The organism is Ruminococcus turbiniformis, assembly GCF_020687545.1.
Taxonomy (GTDB): domain Bacteria; phylum Bacillota; class Clostridia; order Lachnospirales; family Lachnospiraceae; genus Mediterraneibacter; species Mediterraneibacter turbiniformis.
This window is the reverse complement of the sequence record NZ_JAJEQX010000048.1, coordinates 1-18,344: the sequence shown is the minus strand read 5'-3', so window position 1 is coordinate 18,344 and position 18,344 is coordinate 1. Positions and strand designations below refer to the sequence as shown.

Genomic DNA, 18,344 nt, shown 5'->3' with positions numbered 1-18,344 from the left:
CAAGAGCATTCTGTTAAAAAGAAATATAAAATGATCAGATAAAGTCCAGATCGAATTATCTGAAAATAAGATAAATAAACTGACATTAAAAAATAAGAAAAAGTGCCAACGATTACTTGACACATACCACGTGAAACATTTTCTGGAATAATGGAAAAAGTGTGATATAATAAATAAGTATCCGACAATGACGAAATCATGAGGAGGCAGCAATGGGGAGAATTATCGCAATAGCAAATCAAAAAGGCGGGGTAGGAAAGACAACAACCGCAATAAATCTTTCAGCATCACTGGCAAGCATGGAGAAAAAAGTGCTGGCTGTGGATATGGACCCGCAGGGAAATATGACGAGTGGTCTTGGTGTTGATAAAGATAATGTGGATAAAAGTGTCTATGATCTCATTATAGGGAACGCATCAGTGGAAGAGTGCATCTGCAAAGAAGCACAGGAAAATCTGGATGTTCTTCCGTCGAATATTGATCTTTCAGCAGCTGAGATTGAACTTATTGGAATCGAAAATAAGGAATTTATTCTCAGAAGTGAAGTTGAAAAAGTGAAAGATAATTATGATTTTATTGTGATAGACTGCCCGCCAGCGCTCAGTATGCTTACGATAAATGCGATGACAACAGCAGACTCAGTGATAGTTCCTATCCAGTGTGAATATTACGCATTGGAAGGATTAAGTCAGCTTATACACACAATTGAACTTGTACAGGAAAGATTGAATCCTGCACTTGAGATTGAGGGAGTTGTCTTTACAATGTATGACGCGAGAACAAATCTCTCGCTTCAGGTCGTAGAAAATGTAAAGGATAACCTCAATCAGAATATATACAAGACAATTATCCCTAGAAATATAAGACTTGCCGAGGCTCCCAGCTATGGTATGCCGATTAATCTCTATGATCCAAAGTCAACAGGCGCTGAAAGCTATATGCTTCTGGCAGAAGAAGTGATTCACAAAGGAGAGGAATAGAAATGGCTGTAAAGAGAAACGGACTTGGAAAGGGACTTGACAGTCTGATTCCCAACAAAAGCGTCAAGACTCCTGAAAATGAAGTGAAAAAGCCGGATATTAAGGATGAAAGCAGTAAATCCGGGGAAATAATGGTGAAAATTAATGAAGTTGAACCGAACAGAGATCAGCCGAGAAAGGAATTTGATGAGGATTCTCTTGTAGAACTCGCTGATTCGATCAAACAGTTTGGTATACTTCAGCCTCTTCTTGTTCAGAAGAAAAAGGATTATTATGAAATTATCGCAGGGGAGAGAAGATGGAGAGCGGCAAAGATTGCCGGAATAAAAGAAGTTCCTGTCATTATAAAGGAATATACGAATCAGGAAATCGTGGAAATCTCTCTGATTGAGAACATTCAGAGAGAGAATCTTAATCCGATAGAAGAAGCGATGGCATTTAAACGGCTTCTGGAGGAATTTAATCTGAAGCAGGATGAAGTTGCTGAAAGAGTTTCAAAGAGCCGTACAGCAGTGACAAATTCAATGCGTCTTCTGAAACTGAGTGATAGAGTTCAGCAGATGATTATCGACGACATGATAAGCACCGGCCATGCGAGAGCACTTCTGGCAATAGATGACGAAGAACAGCAGTATATGCTTGCAAACAAGATCTTTGATGAAAAACTCAGTGTACGTGAGACTGAAAAGCTCGTAAAAGATCTCAAAAATCCGAAAAAAGAGATTAAAAAGAAAAAAATAGAACACACGTTCGTTTATGAAAATCTCGAAGAGCATATGAAAAATATTATAGGAACAAAAGTAAGTGTAAATCCGAAGGCGAATGGAAAAGGTAAGATAGAGATAGAATATTACTCTGAGGAAGAACTTGAGAGAATATATGATCTTATTATGTCAATTCATGCGTAAAAGTCAGATACAGCAGGGAAAAAGAGGGAGTTATATGATTAAAAAGGAGATGTAAACTGAATGAATGGAATATTGGATATCCTTGGTATTGATCCGTTTTATTTATTTGTGATTGTGTTTATTCTTCAGATTGTACTGATCATACTATATGTTCTTTTGCACGAAAAGTACAGGCTGATGTACAGAAGTTATTCAACATTCATGAAAGGTAAAAATGGAAAGAGTCTCGAAAAAAGCATTTTTAAAAAGTTTGAAGAACTGGACGAAATCTCTGAGCTTGTAAAGGAAAATAAGCAGGAAATCAAGGAAATCCGAACGAAGATGGAACGTCATTATCAGAAAGCAGGCATTGTAAAATATGACGCGTTCCACGAAATGGGAGGAAATTTAAGCTTCGCACTCACTATGCTGGATGAAAATAATAACGGATGGATATTTAACGCGATGCACAGCAGAGAAGGATGCTATACTTATATTAAGGAGATCGTAAAAGGAGAAAGCTATATTGAACTTTCAGAGGAAGAAAGACAGTGTCTTGAAAAAACGATCTACCAGGAAGAGTATGACATAAAAGATATGGAAAAATAAATAAGTAAATGAGAGGAAATTGAAATGTTAGACATTAAATTTGTAAGAACGAATCCGGATGTAGTAAAGCAGAATATTAAAAATAAATTTCAGGATGAGAAACTTCCGCTTGTAGATGAGGTGATTGCTCTTGATCAGAGAAACAGAGAAATCAAACAGGAAGTGGAGGCTCTTCGCGCGGAGAAGAACAAGGCATCAAAGCAGATTGGCGCAATGATGGCACAGAAAAAACTGGAGGAAGCAGAAGAACTCAAAAGAAAAGTGGCTGAGAGTGCCGGAAGAATAGATGAACTCTCGGTTGAAGAAAAAGAAGTGGAAGAAAAGATCAAAAAGATCATGATGACAATCCCGAACATCATTGATCCTTCTGTTCCGATCGGAAAAGATGACAGTGAAAATGTGGAGATCGAGCGCTTTGGAGAGCCGGTTGTTCCGGATTTTGAGATTCCGTACCACACGGATATTATGGAGTCCTTTGACGGAATTGATCTTGACAGCGCGAGAAAAGTAGCCGGAAACGGATTCTACTACCTGATGGGAGATATTGCAAGACTTCATTCCGCTGTGATCGCATATGCGAGAGACTTTATGATCGGAAGAGGATTCACTTACTGCGTGCCGCCGTTTATGATCCGCAGCAACGTAGTTACGGGCGTTATGAGTTTCGCAGAGATGGACGCCATGATGTATAAGATTGAAGGCGAAGATCTCTATCTGATCGGAACGAGCGAGCACTCCATGATCGGTAAGTTTATCAATTCCCAGCTTACAGAAGATCAGCTTCCTCAGACTCTTACGAGTTATTCACCCTGCTTCAGAAAAGAGAAAGGAGCTCACGGCATCGAGGAGAGAGGTGTGTACAGGATTCACCAGTTCGAGAAACAGGAGATGATTGTAGTGTGCAAGCCGGAGGATAGTATGGAATGGTATGACAAGCTCTGGCAGAACACAGTGGATCTGTTCCGTTCTATGGATATTCCGGTGAGAACACTTGAGTGCTGTTCAGGAGACCTGGCAGACCTTAAAGTGAAATCTGTCGATGTGGAGGCATGGTCCCCGAGACAGAAAAAATACTTTGAAGTGGGAAGCTGCTCCAATCTGGGAGATGCACAGGCAAGACGCCTTGGAATCCGCGTGAAAGGTGAAAACGGAAACTACTTTGCCCACACACTGAACAACACGGTAGTGGCTCCGCCGAGAATGCTGATCGCATTCCTGGAAAATAATCTCCAGGAGGACGGTTCTGTCAGAATACCGGAGGTATTAAGACCGTATATGGGCGGAATGGAAAAGATGGTACCGAAAAAATAGAAAAAGCGTATTCGTGAATCGAGGAAGATAAAAAACAGATGCATCAATATTTAAAGGCGGTCGGATTTGACAATATCCAAACAAGAAATGATTTGAAGGATATGCTTGAAGACGTGAGGGAAAACTATACTCACCAGACAATTGTATCCTATTTGCCGGGAGAGGATTTCTGTGAACTGAGAAAGGATTACGGACAGTGCATCGGAGTATCCCTCTGCGGCGAATTAAATGAAAATGATGTATTTGAGCCATCGTACTATTTTCCTTATTTTGAGGGAAGCGGAATCAGCACATATGCTGAGATCGCAGTGGAGAGGAAGATAGAGAAAGAGCAGTATGTCGGAATGTGTGAAGATTCCAAAATCGGCATTAGTCTGATCTTTACTCTTCAAAACGGGATCGAATATATGAGAGAACGTCAGGCAGGGTTTATCACGAACCCGGTTACGTCGGTTACCCTGTCGGGTCTGGCACTCTCGGGAACGGTTCTTCTTCCTGTTGTAAAAGATGAAAGAAAGATGAAGAGTGAAAGGGAAGCCTCTGACAACCGGAAAATGCTGATCAATGCTGCAAGGAACGGAGATCAGGCAGCGATTGAGACATTGACTCTGGATGATATCGATATCTACTCCCAGGTTTCAAGAAGGCTCGCAAATGAAGATGTATTCTCCATTGTGGATACTTATTTTATGCCATATGGCATTGAGTGCGATCTGTACTCTATAATGGGTGAAATACTTGCAGTGAGAAAGAGAAAAAACACTGCAACAGGGACAGAACTGTATCAGATGAAGCTGAATGTGAATGAGATGCAGTTTGACGTGTGTGTGCCTGCGGCCGGAGTGATGGGAGAGCCGGAGATCGGGCGCAGATTTAAAGGCACGATCTGGCTGCAGGGGTATATTAACTTCTGAACTGTTTTGCGGAAATAATCTGTGAAAACAGTTGAGAAATTGCAGAAAACGTGGTATATTAATAACTGCGTCCGGAACGGATGCAGTTATTAATTTTAAAAATGTCTCTGTAGCTCAGTAGGATAGAGCGTTCGCCTCCTAAGAAAGTGTTATAACATACACCTCGGAGGAAACGGGAAAAGGTAACAAGTAAAATTAAATATAGATTCTTTAAATGTCGCTATAGCTCAGTTGGATAGAGCGACCGCCTCCTAAGCGGCAGCTCGTTCGAATCCTTTTGAGCGGGATAATTGAATAATTTTGATATACGTCTCTGTAGCTCAGCAGGATAGAGCGTTCGCCTCCTAAGCGAAAGGCCGGCAGTTCGAATCTGCCCAGGGACGCCAGAAAGTACCGCTGCAAGCCATTTTTGGTGGTTTGCAGCGTTTTTTGTTTTACTTCTCCCGGTCCACCGCTCATTTTTGACCGGGAGAATTTTATGCGCTGCAAATGTATACTTTGCTAAGAAGAAACGAACGGTTTTTACAAGCCTGCTAAGAAAAACCGCCGTCTTGCTAATTTGATTTTCATGGCTTTTCCGATGTGCCTGCCGCCTGGTTCGCAATCAGAGCGGCCAGGGCGCTCGCCAGCTCCGGAGATTTCTGAAGCTGTTCAACCAAACTTGCCAGGTCAATAGGCGCCGGCTCCGCTGCTTTCGGTTCCTCCGGCGGCCGTACCCCGCGCAAGTCGGGATTGGAGTAGAAGGCCGTCTCAAACTTCTGGGCGTTGACTTTCCTGTCCTCGTCCAGGATGTGAGCGTAAATACTGGTAATCATGTCAATCTCTGCATGTCCTGTGTCTCCCTGAGTGGCCTTCAGGTCGCCGTGGTTCAGTTTCAGCTTATAAGTCGTGCTGGAATGCCGGAGAGAATGGAAAACGACTCTCGGCAGGCCGGCTTCTTCCCGGAGTTTGGAAAACTCCTTCAGGATGATCCTGTCCTCACAGGGACGTCCATTAGGGAGCGCAACGACCAGGTTAAATTCCTGGTATTCGTCTCCGAGAAAACCCCTCAATTCATCCTGAGCCGCTTTCCATTCACGCAGAATATAGGCAAGCGTTTTTGGCAGCCATACCTTACGGATACTGGAATCGGTCTTAGGTTTTTTCAGGATCAGCCGTGTGCTTGTATTCGGCATGAGCGGGGTGAAGATATAATAAATATCTTTCTTTCCCAGCGTTTCAATCGCTCTTTTGGACGCCCGCGCCAGCTCCTTGTCAATGTAGACATAGGCGTTATCATCAGCAATATCTTCATCTGAAATATGAACATTATCCCAGGTCAGCCCCAGTATCTCGCCCATCCGTAAAGAGCAGGCAAAGGACAGGTTCATTGCCACATAGAGCTTGCTGTCCGTACACTTATCAAGAGCTGTCCGGATCATATCCGCGTCCCAGATATCTCGCTTTGTGTATTCTGTCTTAGGAAGGATCACATTGTCAAACGGGTTCCTTCCGATGATCTCCCAGCGGACCGCCTGTTTGAATGCACAGCGCAGAAGTTTGATAATTTTTTCAATCGTCTTATCGCTGACATAAGTGGTCGTCGCTTTTCTGGTTTTGGTTGAAACGGACGGGGTTTTCTGTAGTGTCTGGATATAACTGTCAACCACACGGGGAGTGACCGCCTGCACTTCCATATCTCCAATAATGGGATTGATGTAGTTGGCGATCAGAGCCGTCTGGCTGTCATACATAGACACGCCCCACTTTTTTTCACCGTACAGAGAAACGAAATCATATAGAAACTCGGATATCTTCTGGTTGCTCGGCGGGAGGAAAGTTCCCGTAAACTGCTGGTTTTCAATTTCCGCTTTCCTCCGCAGGGCGTCTTTATGAGTACGCCAGGTTTCCCATTTCTGCTTTGTTTCTCCGTTCTCGTCAACATAGTTGTAAACAACAGAATAATTCTTTTTACGTTTAATGATAGATGCCATACTGATATTTCCTTTCTAATCGTCATAGATCAAGTGAATCGAGCCACTCGTCAAATGACCGCTTAGAAATTCGTATGGCGTTTCCAATTCGCACGATTTTGAAGTGCCCTTCCTTTACGAGAAGATATGCGGAAGTACGCCCGATTCCAAGAATTTGAGCGACATCCTCAACCGTATATGTTCTCCGTTCAGGGGAGCCCTTCTTCGCGCCGTTCCATGCTTGCGACATGACAGCCCCCTTCCTTTATGGAAACAGCGCGAGAAAATGACTTCCTACAATCATTTTACCGCGCTGCATTTTGTTTGTCTGCTGCTAAGAAAAAATTTACGAATTATCCGTAAATGGAAAAACTAATGAACTGTCAAAAAATGAGAGGCAGAAAACGGACGGCTGCCGGCACAGCTCCACGGGAGTCTCACCCCGGCCCATGCTTGTGGGTGCGGCGCGCAATGCTTTGTGGGCGTTCAACGCGCGAGTATCTTTAACCTGTCCCGTATGTCATCGCCCACAGGCCGCCACGCCTGCTTTGCGGCCAGTGTTGATCGCTCGCTCCCAGGGGAGGTCATGGCGCACCAGCCGTATGGCTCAATACGGGGAAGAACGTATCCGTCTGCCTTATGCTGCGCCGGCGGCCTCCCGCCGGGCTTTCTTTGTCAAGGTCCGTCAGGCTTCATGCCGGACCATCGGGACAGGGAAAGGGAGAACCTGTCCCAAAGGTTTTAGACCGGCAGTACCTTGAAGCCTGTTACAATGCTGTAGATCAGCTTTGCTTCAAGCCTGAGCCGCATATCTTCATCGACGCACAGATATGTATTACCGTAATCGTCTTTCAGCGGCCTGGTTGCAAGCGCCCGGATATAACTCTGATAGTGGGCGACTACAGCGGCAAGGGCGCCCTCGTCGCCGTTCACAGCCGCCAGGATCACAGGAACCGGGATGGGCTTTACTCGTCCGGCCATTCAAATCCCTCCTTCACCAGATATTCGCGCAATTCTTTCAGCGTAGCGCGCCGCCGCTTCGATACGGTCTGATGGACGATGTTCAGCTTTTCGCTGATCTCACGATCCGTCATATCCAGGAAGTAAGACAGCAGGATCACATCCCGCTTTCCTTTCGGCAGCTGCGCTAAGGCGTCGGCCAGAATGTTGCCGTTCACGACAACCGGGAGTCCCTGCACGTCAAAGACATGTTCGTCCATAAAGTGCCTGTCCCATACGGCGGTCTGCTCCAGTTCGGAAGCTGTCAGCTCGCCCAGGGATTTTTCCTGGTCCCGGAGGCGGGCATATTCACGCTGGATATGCCGGGCCTCATTCTTCAAAACCTTGACACAGAAAGCGCCAAACTGATTCTGAATACGCTGCTCATAGGAGTCTTTCATTTTCTCACCTCCCTTCGCAGCCCGCAGGTGCGGGGGTGGTGATCTTCTCCCTTTCGCCTCAGTAATCCAGGGATGGCAATTTTGGCAACCGCGAAAGGAAGAAAATTTTTATGAAAGGCTCCGCTGTATGACGGAGGCTCACATAAACAAAAAAAGGCGCCCGTCTGCAAAACGCAGATAGACGCTAATGAATTAACCGAAGTATTTACATGATTGCACAGTTCATATCTATGGGAAGAACAATCCCCGGCGGTGACCGGGCTTTTTTTGGTAGGTCATTTACTGGCCTGCTATGGTGAGATACTAATTGTTTCACGGCGGCTCCTTCCAAAAGGCCGCCGTCTGAAAACAGGAAGTTTAGGGGGCATCGTTGATATTTAGACGCTAAAAAGCGACGGCCTTGATTTTCTCAAAACCGCCGCATGGCTGCTGTATTCTGTTTGGCGCATGATGAATCAGCCGCCGAAACAACGGTTTTTTTTATCCGTTGGGCGGCTGAACATTTATTTTACTTAGTCACTGAAATAGGGACAACGTTTCTTTTATTGTTTGGTCTTTCATATTCATTTCAAAAAAATTTCTTCCAAAGTTGTCTTTTGCGGAGAAACAGAATAAATGGATATGCCGCAAGAGACAAGTAATTCAACAATCCTTGAAATGTCCTCTTGAGTTTTAACCTCAAAAATCATTGTGTCAGCCGTAGCCTCAATCAATTTGGCAAAATGAAATTTGGGTGACATACAAAAATTATCGGGAACTCGGCAATGAATTTGCACCTTTATAACTGCCGTATAGCGGTTGATAACTTCGTTAATCTCACCATTTACACGGAAGTTACCTTGATCCAAAATTGCGACATGACTACATAGCCGTTCTATTTCATTAAGATTATGGGATGCCAGAAAAATAGTTGTGCCGCTTTGGTGCAAACGATGGAACAACCCCTGCAGATGTAAAATGGACTCTGGATCAACACCGGATGTCGGTTCGTCAAGAAACAGTAATCTTGGCTCCCCTATAAGAGCTTGAGCTAAAGAAATCTTCTTTTTCATTCCAAAAGAGTATTCCTTTATTTTGCGATCAAAAGGAACATCCAAGTTGACATCATCCAGACAGCGCTTGATATCATTTTTTGTTAATTTTACGCCTTTTAGGGATGCCATATATTTTAGGAAGTCAGCTCCTGTCATTGCTCCATATAAGCCAGAAACATCGGGCATAACACCAATAGACTTTTTAGCCTGATCCAGTTCTCGATCCGGCGTGTCATAAATCCAAAAAGCACCGCCAGATTTTAGGACCGTCCCTGTCAAAGTGTTGATGAGTGTACTTTTACCTGCACCGTTTTTCCCAATCAGTCCCCAAAATGTACCATCCTCGACAGATAGTGTAATGCCTTGAAGCACCTTAGTTTTCCCGTAGTTTTTCTGTAAATTTTGTGTTCTAATTGCAGCCATTTAGTAGTCCCTCCTTTTTACCAACAATACGGCTACCCAAGTCAACAACACGGCAAAGGCCAGGGGGACACTCATATATCTCACGCCTTGCAGCAAATAAAAATATGGAAAGAAGTATTGTAAAAAATGTAGCGGTGAGGTGGCTGTAAGGGTAGCATACAATCCAAGGCCGGGAAGTAACAGTGCAAATATAAGTCCAATAAAATTGCTTCGAGAAGATTTTGTCGTGACTACTGAAATCAAAAGTACAATGCTGTTAAAATATGCCATTGTTGAAAAGGCAATAAACAGTTCAGACGGACGAAAAACTTTACCGACCACTGATATAAAAAGGAAGCTACCTGTTAAGCAAGCCATCCAAAATAAAGAAGTGCCGAGCAGTTTACCGACAACAATACTTGTTTTGGAAACTTTGGTCAGGAGCAAACGTATTGTTTTTGTTTCCACTTCACCGTTAAAGCAACTGTGAGATAAAATGGTTGCAAACAGGAAGCCGAAAATCAAGACCAACAACCTCAAACTGGCATAGTATTCTGCTACATCGAGTTGTCCGCTTACTTTGGATAAACTATTTGTCACCCCAATGCTACCTGCGCTAAACAACAGAATAATGATAAGAGCCCTTACGCTTTTTATCAGGTTCCAAAATTCTCTTTTTGTGATTGCCCACACGCTGATCACCTCCGCTTTTTCCAGAAGTAATCAAAAATCAATTTTCCACCAATCAAAACGGAAAATACGGCAACGAGGGTTGCTCCTTTTATCGCCAGAGCAGGGGCACCCATAGTCTTTAAGATTGCGCCCCCAATCAAAGCAAACACAAGTAGAGCGATAGCTCCAAACAATCCTTTTTTCATGTTATCTACCTCCAAAAAAGTGCTACTATGTATTCTTTGCAGAAACATAGTAGCACCAAAAATCAAAGAAAATAGCTGGTCGTCATATTTGATGAACCGAATTGTCATTATTGTCCTAAACGTCATATAGAACAATGGAAATCTGAAATAAATAGTCTTGAGCAGTCAGTTTTATAGTTCCATTAAATTGTTCTACCACTTGCTGAACACTTTTCATCCCGAACCCATGCAATTCCGAATCTGGTTTTTCGCTTTTGAGCGGGAATTGTTTTTCGGCTACTGCCATCGGGTTTGAAATCCGAATAAACATGATATGGTTGATATAGGAAAGCTGAATTTTAGCCTCTTGTTTTTCTTTTGGAAGCCGCTTACACTCATCCATAACATTATCTAAAAGGTTCCCAAACAAAGTAGCGGCTTCACGAAAATCTATTTTTATTCCTTTGGGAAGCAATACATTTGTATGTACTTTGATACCACACCCTATCAGCTCTGAAATTTTGATGTTAAGTATCGTATCTATGGGAGCATTTCCTGTTACAATCACTTTTTCAATTTGATTGACCTGTCCTCCAATTTCTTTCAGATATTGACCGAGATTTTCCATCTGATTTTCTTCAAACATTGTCGTGATCGCATTGATCTGGTTTCTCATATCATGCTGGAGCAAGCGCACTTTTGCGTGATTTTCTTCAATAGCAAGGTAGTATTTCTCCTGCATTTCAATTTGTTGCTGTAATATAGCCGCGTCTATTCTTGTGCTTAATAATTCAGAGAATTTTCCGAATAAATAGAACACCATAATGTTAATGAAGAAAACAGCGAACAGTATAATAACTTGATTTCTCCCAATACCGCTTGCAGCGCCTTCATTCAAAGCGATCATCCGAGAAAAAGCAGGAACACAAATCAAGCTGGCAACCGGAATTGAAAAGAGAACCAGCCACATTTTTCCGGGGAGATCAACCAAAATGGATTGCTGGAAATGCCTTGTAACTTCGACCATAACACCAAAAATTACATGGGAAGCCAACAGTGTAAATATGCCAACTGCAATGTCATCCTTGAAAAATGCAATGGCAATTACAAACGATAAAATGAATGATAAAACTGCTAAAGAAATCAATACCACCTGGAACAGCACTTTGTTTTTCTTTCCGCCATGATATGCTCCCATCCAAAAGGAGCTAAACAAAGTCATTCCCCATAATATCATTGCTGGTATGGCAGAAATCACTACTGTGGCCGAAAGAACAATAATCGTAAAACGTAAAACAAACTTCCGCTTTTCCCAACGAACGGCTCCATAAAGGTGTTCATGGTATCGTAATATAAAGATACTATCTACTAAATTGAGTAGTAGTATTAGAAAGACTAACACGATCAATTCAGCCATTCCCACACCTCCATTCTACATATTCCATGTGACGTTGTTTTACACTGTCACGAAATTTCTTACTAATCGGAATTGTCATTCCATTCGTCAAAGTAATTTCTGTTTCTGTAATGCAACGGATATATTCCATATTGACAAGAAAGGAACTATGGGACTGCAAAAATAAATTTACATCCAGGTCACTAAACACTTTAGAAATTTTCCCGTAAAAATCCCATTCTCCAACGGTTGATATAAGTCGTACCTTTCGTAGATTTCCCTCAAAATATAAAATTTCATCATAGGCGACTTGAAATTGCTGTTTACCAATTTTGAAGAAAAACAATTTTTTTGCTGTGTTAATTTGCAAAATAGCATTTTTCAAAACCGTGTTTAACTGTTCCCGCTGGACTGGCTTTATCAAAAATCGGAATGGAAGCACCTCAAATACTTGATATACATAATCTTGATGATCTGTGATAAAGATTATCAAAGCATTTTTATCGTGCTCCCGAATATAGGCAGATGTTTCAATACCGTTTCTCCCTGGCATTTCTATGTCCATAAAAAAAATATTGAAAGAAGTTTTTTCCTGCTCCATGTAATGAATGAGATCATCACCTGAAGTAAAAATCTCATATTCAATATTCTGCACGCTCAAAGAAGATAAATAATCCTCCAAGTATGCAGCAACTATATTATTATCTTCGCATACTGCAATTTTCATATCATCATACTCCACCAAACTATTTTAAGTTCTTTCCTCGTTTTGTTCTCATATCCATAGGCTTTTGTGAGTCTTTGGGGATCAGCCACATATAACCGATTTTTGATATGCCAGGTATTCGACCATCTTCACAAAGCCTCTGTACCCGTCTTTCGGAAATACCCCACTTCTTTGCTGCTTCGGGGCAAGACATATATTCCATACTCAACCCGTCCTTTCACATAATCTATCAACTTATATTATATGCGGATAGCCGTATAATAGCAAGAGACAGAATATGAATTATATTGGCTAATTAGAGGAACTCTGTAGACATATTCAGAACCAAAAAGGAACAGTACAATGTAACTGGGTGAATGAATATGTCAAAGAGACCAGTAAAGAAAAAAGACCTCCGCCCGTATGGGGCGGCGATTAAAAAAGCGAGAACCGAACGCAAGGAGTCCCGCAATAAGGCGGGGGATGAAATGTTCCTCTCTCCCCGCTATCTGGCGAATATAGAGAACAAAGGGCAGCACCCAAGCGTCCAGATTTTTCTGGAACTGATGGAGCGCTACCATGTTTCCGTGGATCAGATCCTTTTCGGGGAGGAAGCAGGCGGCAAGACTACGGCACGCCGCCAGCTTGACGCCCTGGCCGATGACCTGAACGATACGGAGATCGGAATTATCATCGCAACGGCGCAGGCCCTTCTGAACGCCAGAAAGAAGGGGGAATAATCGTGTTTCCGGGACAACTGAACAAAGTATGAAAGACGCTATGAACGGATAAAGTTTGTAGCGTTTTTTCTTTGCCGGAAGGTAGCCAAACGCTCCGTTTCCGTATTACTTAGGTACGAAGAAAGAAACAACAGCAAGCACAGCAAGTGCGGCCGCACTTGCGGATTTCCGCTTTAGGGGAGCCCCTGCCCCTAAACCGAAAAACGCTTGCTGGGATAATCCCAGACCCTTATGAGAAACGGAGGAACACGCCATGGCAAACCGAAAGAGGCCCATCATCCTGCGCTGCCCGGTGACAGCGGAGGAACGGGCGCTGATTGAGCAGAAGATGGCCCAGCTCCCCACACAGCGGATCGGCGCCTATCTGCGGAAGATGGCGATTGACGGATATATCATCTATACCGACACCACGGATATCAAGGCGTTCACCGCGGAGCTGTCCGCCATCGGCCGGAACATCAACCAGATTGCAAAAAAGCTGAACGCCGGCGGCCCTGCTTACCAGGAGGATATCCAGGAAATCCGGGAAAGGCAGGAACAGATATGGCAGTTACAAAGACACATCCTATCAAGTCTACGCTGAAAGCGGCCATTGACTATATCTGCAATCCCGAAAAAACAGACGGGAAGCTGCTGGTATCTTCCTATGGCTGCGCCGCCGAAACAGCGGACATTGAATTTTCCTGGACCCGCCGCCATGCCATTGACAAAGGGACGCACCTGGGCCGCCATCTGATCCAGGCGTTTGAGCCTGGGGAGGTGACGCCAGAGGAAGCCCATGAGATTGGTATGCAGCTTGCAAAGGAAATCCTGGGCGGCAAGTATGAGTTTGTCCTCACCACCCACATAGACAAAAATCATATCCATAATCACCTGATTTTTAATGCGGTCAGCTTCACCGACTATAAGCACTACCATTCCAACAAGCGGAGTTATCACTATATCCGCCGCACCAGCGACCGTATCTGCAAAGAACACGGCCTGTCAGTCATCATCCCCGGAAAGGATAAGGGCAAGAGCTATATTGAACACCAGGCAGCCCAGGCCGGAACCAGCTATAAGGCGGCGCTGAAAAAAGCCATTGACCGGCTGATCCCTGGTTCCGCTAACTTTGAAGATTTGCTGCTCCGCCTGCAGAGGGAGGGTTATGAAATCAAGCGGGGGAAATATATTTCCTGCCGCGCTCCCGGCCAGGAACGGTTTACCCGGATGAAAACCCTGGGCGTGGACTACACGGAGGAAACCATTGCCTCCCGGATCGCCGGGGGCTCCAGGCCATCCCGACGGCCGAAACAGCGCGACGGAAGGATCAGCCTGCTCATTGATATCCAGAACAATCTCAAAGCCCAGCAGAGCGCCGGGTTCGCGCATTGGGCGAAGCTGAACAATCTGAAACAGGCGGCCAGGACCATGAACTTCCTGACGGAGCATGGGATCGAGAGTTACGCGGAACTGGAAGCCCGCCTTGCCGATGTGGCCGGGCGGCGGGACAGCGCCCACTCCTCCCTGAAAGAGACGGAGGCCCGGATCGCCGAGCTGTCCCTTGTGATGAAGCACGCCGGCACCTACCGCCGCCTAAAGCCGCTGTATGAGCAGTACCGCCATTCCAGGGACAAAGAAAAATTCCTGCGGGGCCATGAGAGCGGGATCATCATTTTTGAAGCGGCTGCCAGGGAATTGAAGAAGCTGGGGGCTGTGCCGCTGCTGTCTGCGGAGCGCATGGAAAAGGAACTGTCGGAGCTCACCGTCAGGAAGGAGGCGCTGCTTGCCGGGTACCGGGCCGCAAGAAGCGAGGCGCGGGAATATGAGACCATCCGCCAGAATGTAGACGCCCTCCTGTCCGTACCAAAGGAGCAGGAGCAGCAAAGAAGGCACGAACTGGAATAGTGCCGCGCTGCGGATCACTATAAATAAACATTTTCATTCACAGGAGGTATCACCATGAAAAACGGAAAAGAGAAAACAACAATTACGGTATCCACGCGTCCCGGCCTGGACTCGCGGGGATGGTTTGAGGAAAAGAGCAACCGCATTCTGGAGGAGCTGTCCTTTCTCGCGGATATCCTGCACCGGCCGGGAGACGCCCCATCCGGGGGATGGCCCAGCAAGCGGGAGGAAATCGACTTCCATTTTACCCAGGCAGTCAGGAACGCTTTGAAGATTGCCTCCCTGTCCGGCGAAACAGAACGTCCTTTCACAGCGGAGGACATTGACCGGATCATAGACGGAGGGCATAAGGGATATCTGGAATACAGGGAGTGCAGACAATCCTAAACGGTCCTGTTCGCAGATTGTTAGCAAATGATTTTCTCCATGCCCTGGGCGCCGTTCAGATCATTTTGTATAATGGAAGCATGGAAGGAGGTCTGCCTTATGACGAGAAGTGAAGCAGTCAAAGCATTTTTCCTGAAAAGCGTGCTGCCTGTAGCGGCGGCCATGTTTCTGTACTGTATTTTCAAATCCGCCTGCATAAGAGGCGGGGAACTGGACTATGTGTGGCTCTGGATACTCTGTGGGCTGCCCTTCGGCCTCCATCGGATGTGCCTCTGGATCGTGCCGGGCGGTGGCTCCTTCGGCGGCGGGATCGCGCTGTTCGCGCTGAACTTTATCATAGGCGGCGTGATCGGGGGATTTGTCCTGGCCTGGCGGCTGGTCGTAGCGGTCCTGTATGTGCCATTGACCGCATACCGGCTGATTGCCGGGTAAAACTGCGCGTCATGGAAATGTGGAAAACTGCCGCTTGCGCCGATGGAAAACCCATTCACAGCACATGGAAAAGGGCAGGCCTTTCCCACATCCTGCAAACAGGTTTCCCACAGCGCCGCCGGGACAGGCAGTTTACGCACATTCCCACAACGCCTGCGGCTACTATTATCTATCCTTGTTTAACAAATAAGAAAGTGCTACAATAAAAGAAAACAGAAAGAATGATCAAATGAAAAATGTGTTCGCAGAGGTTTATAGAATATTCAAGAAAGCCCCGCTTCATATTTCTTTAATCTTACTAATGGATATAGCAGGTGCTATCATCTGGGCCGCTAACCCATATATTATTGGTGCCTGTATTGATGATCTTTTAGGGCGCAAATATTGTTGGCTGTGCATTTTTATTGCCCTGCAGCTTCTTCTGATTGCCCTGCGGACAGTTGATAAAATTCTTGATACCAGAATATATAGCAGGATTATTGAAGAAGAAAGCACTACATATTATGAGAAAATCATACGAACTGATGCAGATGATTCCAAGATTAGCTCACTATTAGATCGGGTTGATGATATTCCCAACTTCCTTGAAATAAATCTGTTTGATTTTTTAAGCATGGCTGGCGGTATTATATTTTCCCTGATATTTATTTTTTCTATATCAGGATTATTTGTATTATTGCTTGCTGTTTCAGTTTCGATTGTTGTCCCTTTTGCAACATATCGGTTTCAAAAAGATATTGCACTTAATAATGAGAATCGAAAAAATATTGATGAAGCGCGGGTCAATATTATTGCAAGCCGGAAAATAGAAAGATATAAAGAACACATAAGAAAAGCATTGTCGCTTGATATTATCAATTCTGATTTAGACGCAAAAACCTACCTCCTAACAGATTTGCTTCAAACAGTGCTCTTAGTTATAGCTATTATTTCAACCATTCATGCGGGCAACTACACAAGTGGTCAATTATTTTCGACCATTACTTATGTTATGATGTTGAATGGCTATGTAGGTGAAATCAACGAATCTATTATTGTTGTTAAAGATTTACAAGACACGGTATCCCGTTTAGAGAGGAATGCAAAATGAGTTATAGAAATGAGTTTGAAAAAATAATTGAAGATATAAGACTGGAGCCAAATACACCGAAAGAAGAATTTGATAGCAAAATATTACCTCTGTTACAGTTTATTAGTAATAACGTGCCAGAGCAACTTTTTAAGTTCAGGGAATGCACAGAGTACAGTTTAGATGCCTTTGACAAGGATGAACTATGGCTTTCCAAAGCCTCTTTATTTAATGATCTTCATGATAGCCTTTTCTTTTTCGACAAGTCTTATATACTAAAAACAATAGAAGAAATGTTCTCGTCAGGAAATATGCTTGCTTTGTTTGAGGCTTTAAGAAGTGGACAGGTTTCTCTTGAGCCAATACGTCAATCAACTCCAGATGTCCAGCAACGGATATCAAGTATTATTTCTTCATTGGATGCCAAACAGTTAACAGACATAGTTTGGGATTCTATACCTGCTTTTAGCACATTTTTAGATCAATGTTTTTATTCTATAAAAGAGAGTATTCGCAATAGCACTAAGATGGTCTGCCTATCGGAAAGCATTAAATCTCCATTGATGTGGGCACACTACGCTGAAAATAATAAAGGATTTGCGTTAGGGTACGATTTTAGAAACAATGAAATTACACAATGTTCTAACTGTCCGAACCGCTCTTGCAATAATATTAAATTTGCAACAATTTATCCTGTGATATACTCCGATAAGCGTTTTAATGCAACAAGTTATGGACAATGGTACGTCGAACAATATTTAAAAAACATATTAGGTATTTCTGAGATAGCGCCTTACAATGATAATTTCTTATTTGTAAAAGCAGCTTTGCACAAATCGAGCGATTGGGCATACGAAAATGAATGGCGAATTATATGTTCGACTCCCAATCCGGCCGTGGAATCGAGAGACCGTTATCCAATCAAAAAACGACCCATCGCTATTTATTTTGGCTGTCAAATCCCGGAAATATATCGGAAGATGCTGATAAACATTGCAGATGAAAAGGAAATTGCAAAATACCAAATGTATGTTAAGGATTATTCATCAAAATACGAGTTGGACTTTGAACCTATTCAATAAAAAATAACGGGAGCGTCACCCTCGGCTAAGCCGAAGGCGGTGCTCCCGTTCTGCTATAGAGAAGTGTTCAAATCAGCCAATTATTGCCCCTAAAATGGAGATGGAAGGTCCACATGGGAATTTATATGGCAACCCTCGGAAAAAGCCATCACAAATGGATTTTGCCTCATATTCGTAAGTAGGTAATCATCCGTACCTTCAAATCCCTTCCTGCATTTGATAAGATAATCTCAAATGATGGAGGTATTACCAATGGATATGAATAATAATGTAGTCTCAAAAACTGATCTTTGGGCAGA

Annotated in this window: 22 protein-coding genes and 1 tRNA gene; 13 read left to right on the top strand and 10 right to left on the bottom strand. The window is 43.9% G+C overall.

What is annotated here, in order from left to right; translation table 11 throughout:
• The first annotated feature begins 212 nt into the window (after positions 1 to 212).
• From LKD70_RS17070 to LKD70_RS17045, 6 genes are all read left to right on the top strand, one after another.
• Complete coding sequence (locus LKD70_RS17070) at positions 213 to 980, top strand: ParA family protein (protein ID WP_227709080.1); 768 nt, start codon at positions 213 to 215, stop codon at positions 978 to 980.
• A 2-nt stretch (positions 981 to 982) separates the two neighbouring features.
• Positions 983 to 1,888 carry a ParB/RepB/Spo0J family partition protein gene (locus tag LKD70_RS17065; protein WP_227709079.1) on the top strand — a complete coding sequence of 302 codons (906 nt, stop codon included), beginning with the start codon at positions 983 to 985 and terminating at the stop codon, positions 1,886 to 1,888.
• Between the two features lie 60 nt (positions 1,889 to 1,948).
• Positions 1,949 to 2,476, top strand: coding sequence for a DUF4446 family protein (locus tag LKD70_RS17060; RefSeq protein ID WP_227709078.1), 528 nt, complete (start codon positions 1,949 to 1,951; stop codon positions 2,474 to 2,476).
• Between the two features lie 24 nt (positions 2,477 to 2,500).
• Positions 2,501 to 3,787 (top strand): serine--tRNA ligase, encoded by a 1,287-nt coding sequence (gene serS / locus LKD70_RS17055; protein WP_227709077.1) that lies wholly within the window; start codon positions 2,501 to 2,503, stop codon positions 3,785 to 3,787.
• A gap of 38 nt (positions 3,788 to 3,825) precedes the next feature.
• Positions 3,826 to 4,701 (top strand): DUF3881 family protein, encoded by an 876-nt coding sequence (locus LKD70_RS17050; protein WP_227709076.1) that lies wholly within the window; start codon positions 3,826 to 3,828, stop codon positions 4,699 to 4,701.
• Positions 4,702 to 5,010: 309 nt separating this feature from the next.
• A tRNA-Arg gene (locus LKD70_RS17045) sits at positions 5,011 to 5,087 on the top strand.
• A 180-nt stretch (positions 5,088 to 5,267) separates the two neighbouring features.
• On the opposite strand, the gene LKD70_RS17040 is transcribed toward LKD70_RS17045, so the two are convergent.
• From LKD70_RS17040 to LKD70_RS16995, 10 genes are all read right to left on the bottom strand, one after another.
• Positions 5,268 to 6,674 carry a site-specific integrase gene (locus tag LKD70_RS17040; protein ID WP_227709075.1) on the bottom strand — a complete coding sequence of 469 codons (1,407 nt, stop codon included), beginning with the start codon at positions 6,672 to 6,674 and terminating at the stop codon, positions 5,268 to 5,270.
• Between the two features lie 22 nt (positions 6,675 to 6,696).
• Positions 6,697 to 6,903, bottom strand: coding sequence for a helix-turn-helix domain-containing protein (locus LKD70_RS17035; RefSeq protein ID WP_227709074.1), 207 nt, complete (start codon positions 6,901 to 6,903; stop codon positions 6,697 to 6,699).
• A gap of 491 nt (positions 6,904 to 7,394) precedes the next feature.
• Positions 7,395 to 7,634 carry a helix-turn-helix domain-containing protein gene (locus tag LKD70_RS17030; protein ID WP_227709073.1) on the bottom strand — a complete coding sequence of 80 codons (240 nt, stop codon included), beginning with the start codon at positions 7,632 to 7,634 and terminating at the stop codon, positions 7,395 to 7,397.
• Positions 7,619 to 8,053 (bottom strand): sigma-70 family RNA polymerase sigma factor, encoded by a 435-nt coding sequence (locus LKD70_RS17025; protein WP_227709071.1) that lies wholly within the window; start codon positions 8,051 to 8,053, stop codon positions 7,619 to 7,621. Before LKD70_RS17025 ends, LKD70_RS17030 begins: the two co-directional genes overlap by 16 nt.
• A 563-nt stretch (positions 8,054 to 8,616) precedes the next feature.
• Positions 8,617 to 9,510 (bottom strand): ABC transporter ATP-binding protein, encoded by an 894-nt coding sequence (locus LKD70_RS17020; protein ID WP_227709070.1) that lies wholly within the window; start codon positions 9,508 to 9,510, stop codon positions 8,617 to 8,619.
• On the bottom strand, positions 9,511 to 10,182 hold the full coding sequence (locus LKD70_RS17015; RefSeq protein WP_227709069.1) for an ABC transporter permease: 672 nt from the start codon (positions 10,180 to 10,182) through the stop codon (positions 9,511 to 9,513).
• Between the two features lie 5 nt (positions 10,183 to 10,187).
• A complete protein-coding gene (locus LKD70_RS17010; protein ID WP_054338615.1) occupies positions 10,188 to 10,367 on the bottom strand; it encodes a hypothetical protein in 180 nt (59 codons plus the stop codon).
• Between the two features lie 115 nt (positions 10,368 to 10,482).
• Positions 10,483 to 11,763: a sensor histidine kinase gene (locus LKD70_RS17005; RefSeq protein WP_227709068.1), complete on the bottom strand. Its 1,281-nt coding sequence runs from the start codon at positions 11,761 to 11,763 to the stop codon at positions 10,483 to 10,485.
• Entirely contained in the window at positions 11,756 to 12,469 is a 714-nt protein-coding gene (locus LKD70_RS17000) for a LytR/AlgR family response regulator transcription factor (RefSeq protein ID WP_227709067.1), read from the bottom strand. Before LKD70_RS17000 ends, LKD70_RS17005 begins: the two co-directional genes overlap by 8 nt.
• A gap of 19 nt (positions 12,470 to 12,488) precedes the next feature.
• Positions 12,489 to 12,662 carry a helix-turn-helix domain-containing protein gene (locus tag LKD70_RS16995; RefSeq protein ID WP_456115028.1) on the bottom strand — a complete coding sequence of 58 codons (174 nt, stop codon included), beginning with the start codon at positions 12,660 to 12,662 and terminating at the stop codon, positions 12,489 to 12,491.
• 169 nt (positions 12,663 to 12,831) lie between these two features.
• Here LKD70_RS16995 and LKD70_RS16990 point away from each other — a divergent pair, with 169 nt between their 5' ends.
• The 7 genes from LKD70_RS16990 to LKD70_RS16960 all read left to right on the top strand — a co-directional run bounded on the left by LKD70_RS16990 (position 12,832) and on the right by LKD70_RS16960 (position 18,045).
• The gene (locus tag LKD70_RS16990) at positions 12,832 to 13,188 is read left to right on the top strand and encodes a helix-turn-helix transcriptional regulator (RefSeq protein ID WP_227709065.1); all 357 of its coding nucleotides are present in this window, start codon (positions 12,832 to 12,834) and stop codon (positions 13,186 to 13,188) included.
• Between the two features lie 253 nt (positions 13,189 to 13,441).
• Complete coding sequence (locus tag LKD70_RS16985; protein WP_227709064.1) at positions 13,442 to 13,771, top strand: plasmid mobilization protein; 330 nt, start codon at positions 13,442 to 13,444, stop codon at positions 13,769 to 13,771.
• Complete coding sequence (locus LKD70_RS16980; protein ID WP_227709063.1) at positions 13,732 to 15,075, top strand: relaxase/mobilization nuclease domain-containing protein; 1,344 nt, start codon at positions 13,732 to 13,734, stop codon at positions 15,073 to 15,075. The genes LKD70_RS16985 and LKD70_RS16980 overlap by 40 nt, the downstream gene beginning before the upstream one ends.
• 54 nt (positions 15,076 to 15,129) lie before the next feature.
• Positions 15,130 to 15,462, top strand: a complete 333-nt coding sequence (locus tag LKD70_RS16975; RefSeq protein ID WP_227709062.1) for a hypothetical protein — start codon at positions 15,130 to 15,132, stop codon at positions 15,460 to 15,462.
• A gap of 99 nt (positions 15,463 to 15,561) precedes the next feature.
• Positions 15,562 to 15,894, top strand: coding sequence for a DUF6050 family protein (locus tag LKD70_RS16970; RefSeq protein WP_204861815.1), 333 nt, complete (start codon positions 15,562 to 15,564; stop codon positions 15,892 to 15,894).
• Positions 15,895 to 16,123: 229 nt separating this feature from the next.
• The gene (locus LKD70_RS16965) at positions 16,124 to 16,984 is read left to right on the top strand and encodes an ABC transporter six-transmembrane domain-containing protein (protein WP_227709061.1); all 861 of its coding nucleotides are present in this window, start codon (positions 16,124 to 16,126) and stop codon (positions 16,982 to 16,984) included.
• Positions 16,981 to 18,045 carry a DUF2971 domain-containing protein gene (locus LKD70_RS16960; protein WP_227709060.1) on the top strand — a complete coding sequence of 355 codons (1,065 nt, stop codon included), beginning with the start codon at positions 16,981 to 16,983 and terminating at the stop codon, positions 18,043 to 18,045. Before LKD70_RS16965 ends, LKD70_RS16960 begins: the two co-directional genes overlap by 4 nt.
• Positions 18,046 to 18,344: the final 299 nt, after the last annotated feature.

Excerpts from the sequence above, each read along its gene's own strand:
- LKD70_RS17070 (WP_227709080.1), top strand. The coding sequence starts at position 213 with ATGGGGAGAATTATCGCAATAGCAAATCAAAAAGGCGGGGTAGGAAAG.
- LKD70_RS17065 (WP_227709079.1), top strand. The coding sequence starts at position 983 with ATGGCTGTAAAGAGAAACGGACTTGGAAAGGGACTTGACAGTCTGATT.
- LKD70_RS17060 (WP_227709078.1), top strand. The coding sequence starts at position 1,949 with ATGAATGGAATATTGGATATCCTTGGTATTGATCCGTTTTATTTATTT.
- serS (WP_227709077.1), top strand. The coding sequence starts at position 2,501 with ATGTTAGACATTAAATTTGTAAGAACGAATCCGGATGTAGTAAAGCAG.
- LKD70_RS17050 (WP_227709076.1), top strand. The coding sequence starts at position 3,826 with ATGCATCAATATTTAAAGGCGGTCGGATTTGACAATATCCAAACAAGA.
- LKD70_RS17040 (WP_227709075.1), bottom strand. The coding sequence starts at position 6,674 with ATGGCATCTATCATTAAACGTAAAAAGAATTATTCTGTTGTTTACAAC.
- LKD70_RS17035 (WP_227709074.1), bottom strand. The coding sequence starts at position 6,903 with ATGTCGCAAGCATGGAACGGCGCGAAGAAGGGCTCCCCTGAACGGAGA.
- LKD70_RS17030 (WP_227709073.1), bottom strand. The coding sequence starts at position 7,634 with ATGGCCGGACGAGTAAAGCCCATCCCGGTTCCTGTGATCCTGGCGGCT.
- LKD70_RS17025 (WP_227709071.1), bottom strand. The coding sequence starts at position 8,053 with ATGAAAGACTCCTATGAGCAGCGTATTCAGAATCAGTTTGGCGCTTTC.
- LKD70_RS17020 (WP_227709070.1), bottom strand. The coding sequence starts at position 9,510 with ATGGCTGCAATTAGAACACAAAATTTACAGAAAAACTACGGGAAAACT.
- LKD70_RS17010 (WP_054338615.1), bottom strand. The coding sequence starts at position 10,367 with ATGAAAAAAGGATTGTTTGGAGCTATCGCTCTACTTGTGTTTGCTTTG.
- LKD70_RS17005 (WP_227709068.1), bottom strand. The coding sequence starts at position 11,763 with ATGGCTGAATTGATCGTGTTAGTCTTTCTAATACTACTACTCAATTTA.
- LKD70_RS17000 (WP_227709067.1), bottom strand. The coding sequence starts at position 12,469 with ATGAAAATTGCAGTATGCGAAGATAATAATATAGTTGCTGCATACTTG.
- LKD70_RS16995 (WP_456115028.1), bottom strand. The coding sequence starts at position 12,662 with ATGTCTTGCCCCGAAGCAGCAAAGAAGTGGGGTATTTCCGAAAGACGG.
- LKD70_RS16990 (WP_227709065.1), top strand. The coding sequence starts at position 12,832 with ATGTCAAAGAGACCAGTAAAGAAAAAAGACCTCCGCCCGTATGGGGCG.
- LKD70_RS16985 (WP_227709064.1), top strand. The coding sequence starts at position 13,442 with ATGGCAAACCGAAAGAGGCCCATCATCCTGCGCTGCCCGGTGACAGCG.
- LKD70_RS16980 (WP_227709063.1), top strand. The coding sequence starts at position 13,732 with ATGGCAGTTACAAAGACACATCCTATCAAGTCTACGCTGAAAGCGGCC.
- LKD70_RS16975 (WP_227709062.1), top strand. The coding sequence starts at position 15,130 with ATGAAAAACGGAAAAGAGAAAACAACAATTACGGTATCCACGCGTCCC.
- LKD70_RS16970 (WP_204861815.1), top strand. The coding sequence starts at position 15,562 with ATGACGAGAAGTGAAGCAGTCAAAGCATTTTTCCTGAAAAGCGTGCTG.
- LKD70_RS16965 (WP_227709061.1), top strand. The coding sequence starts at position 16,124 with ATGAAAAATGTGTTCGCAGAGGTTTATAGAATATTCAAGAAAGCCCCG.
- LKD70_RS16960 (WP_227709060.1), top strand. The coding sequence starts at position 16,981 with ATGAGTTATAGAAATGAGTTTGAAAAAATAATTGAAGATATAAGACTG.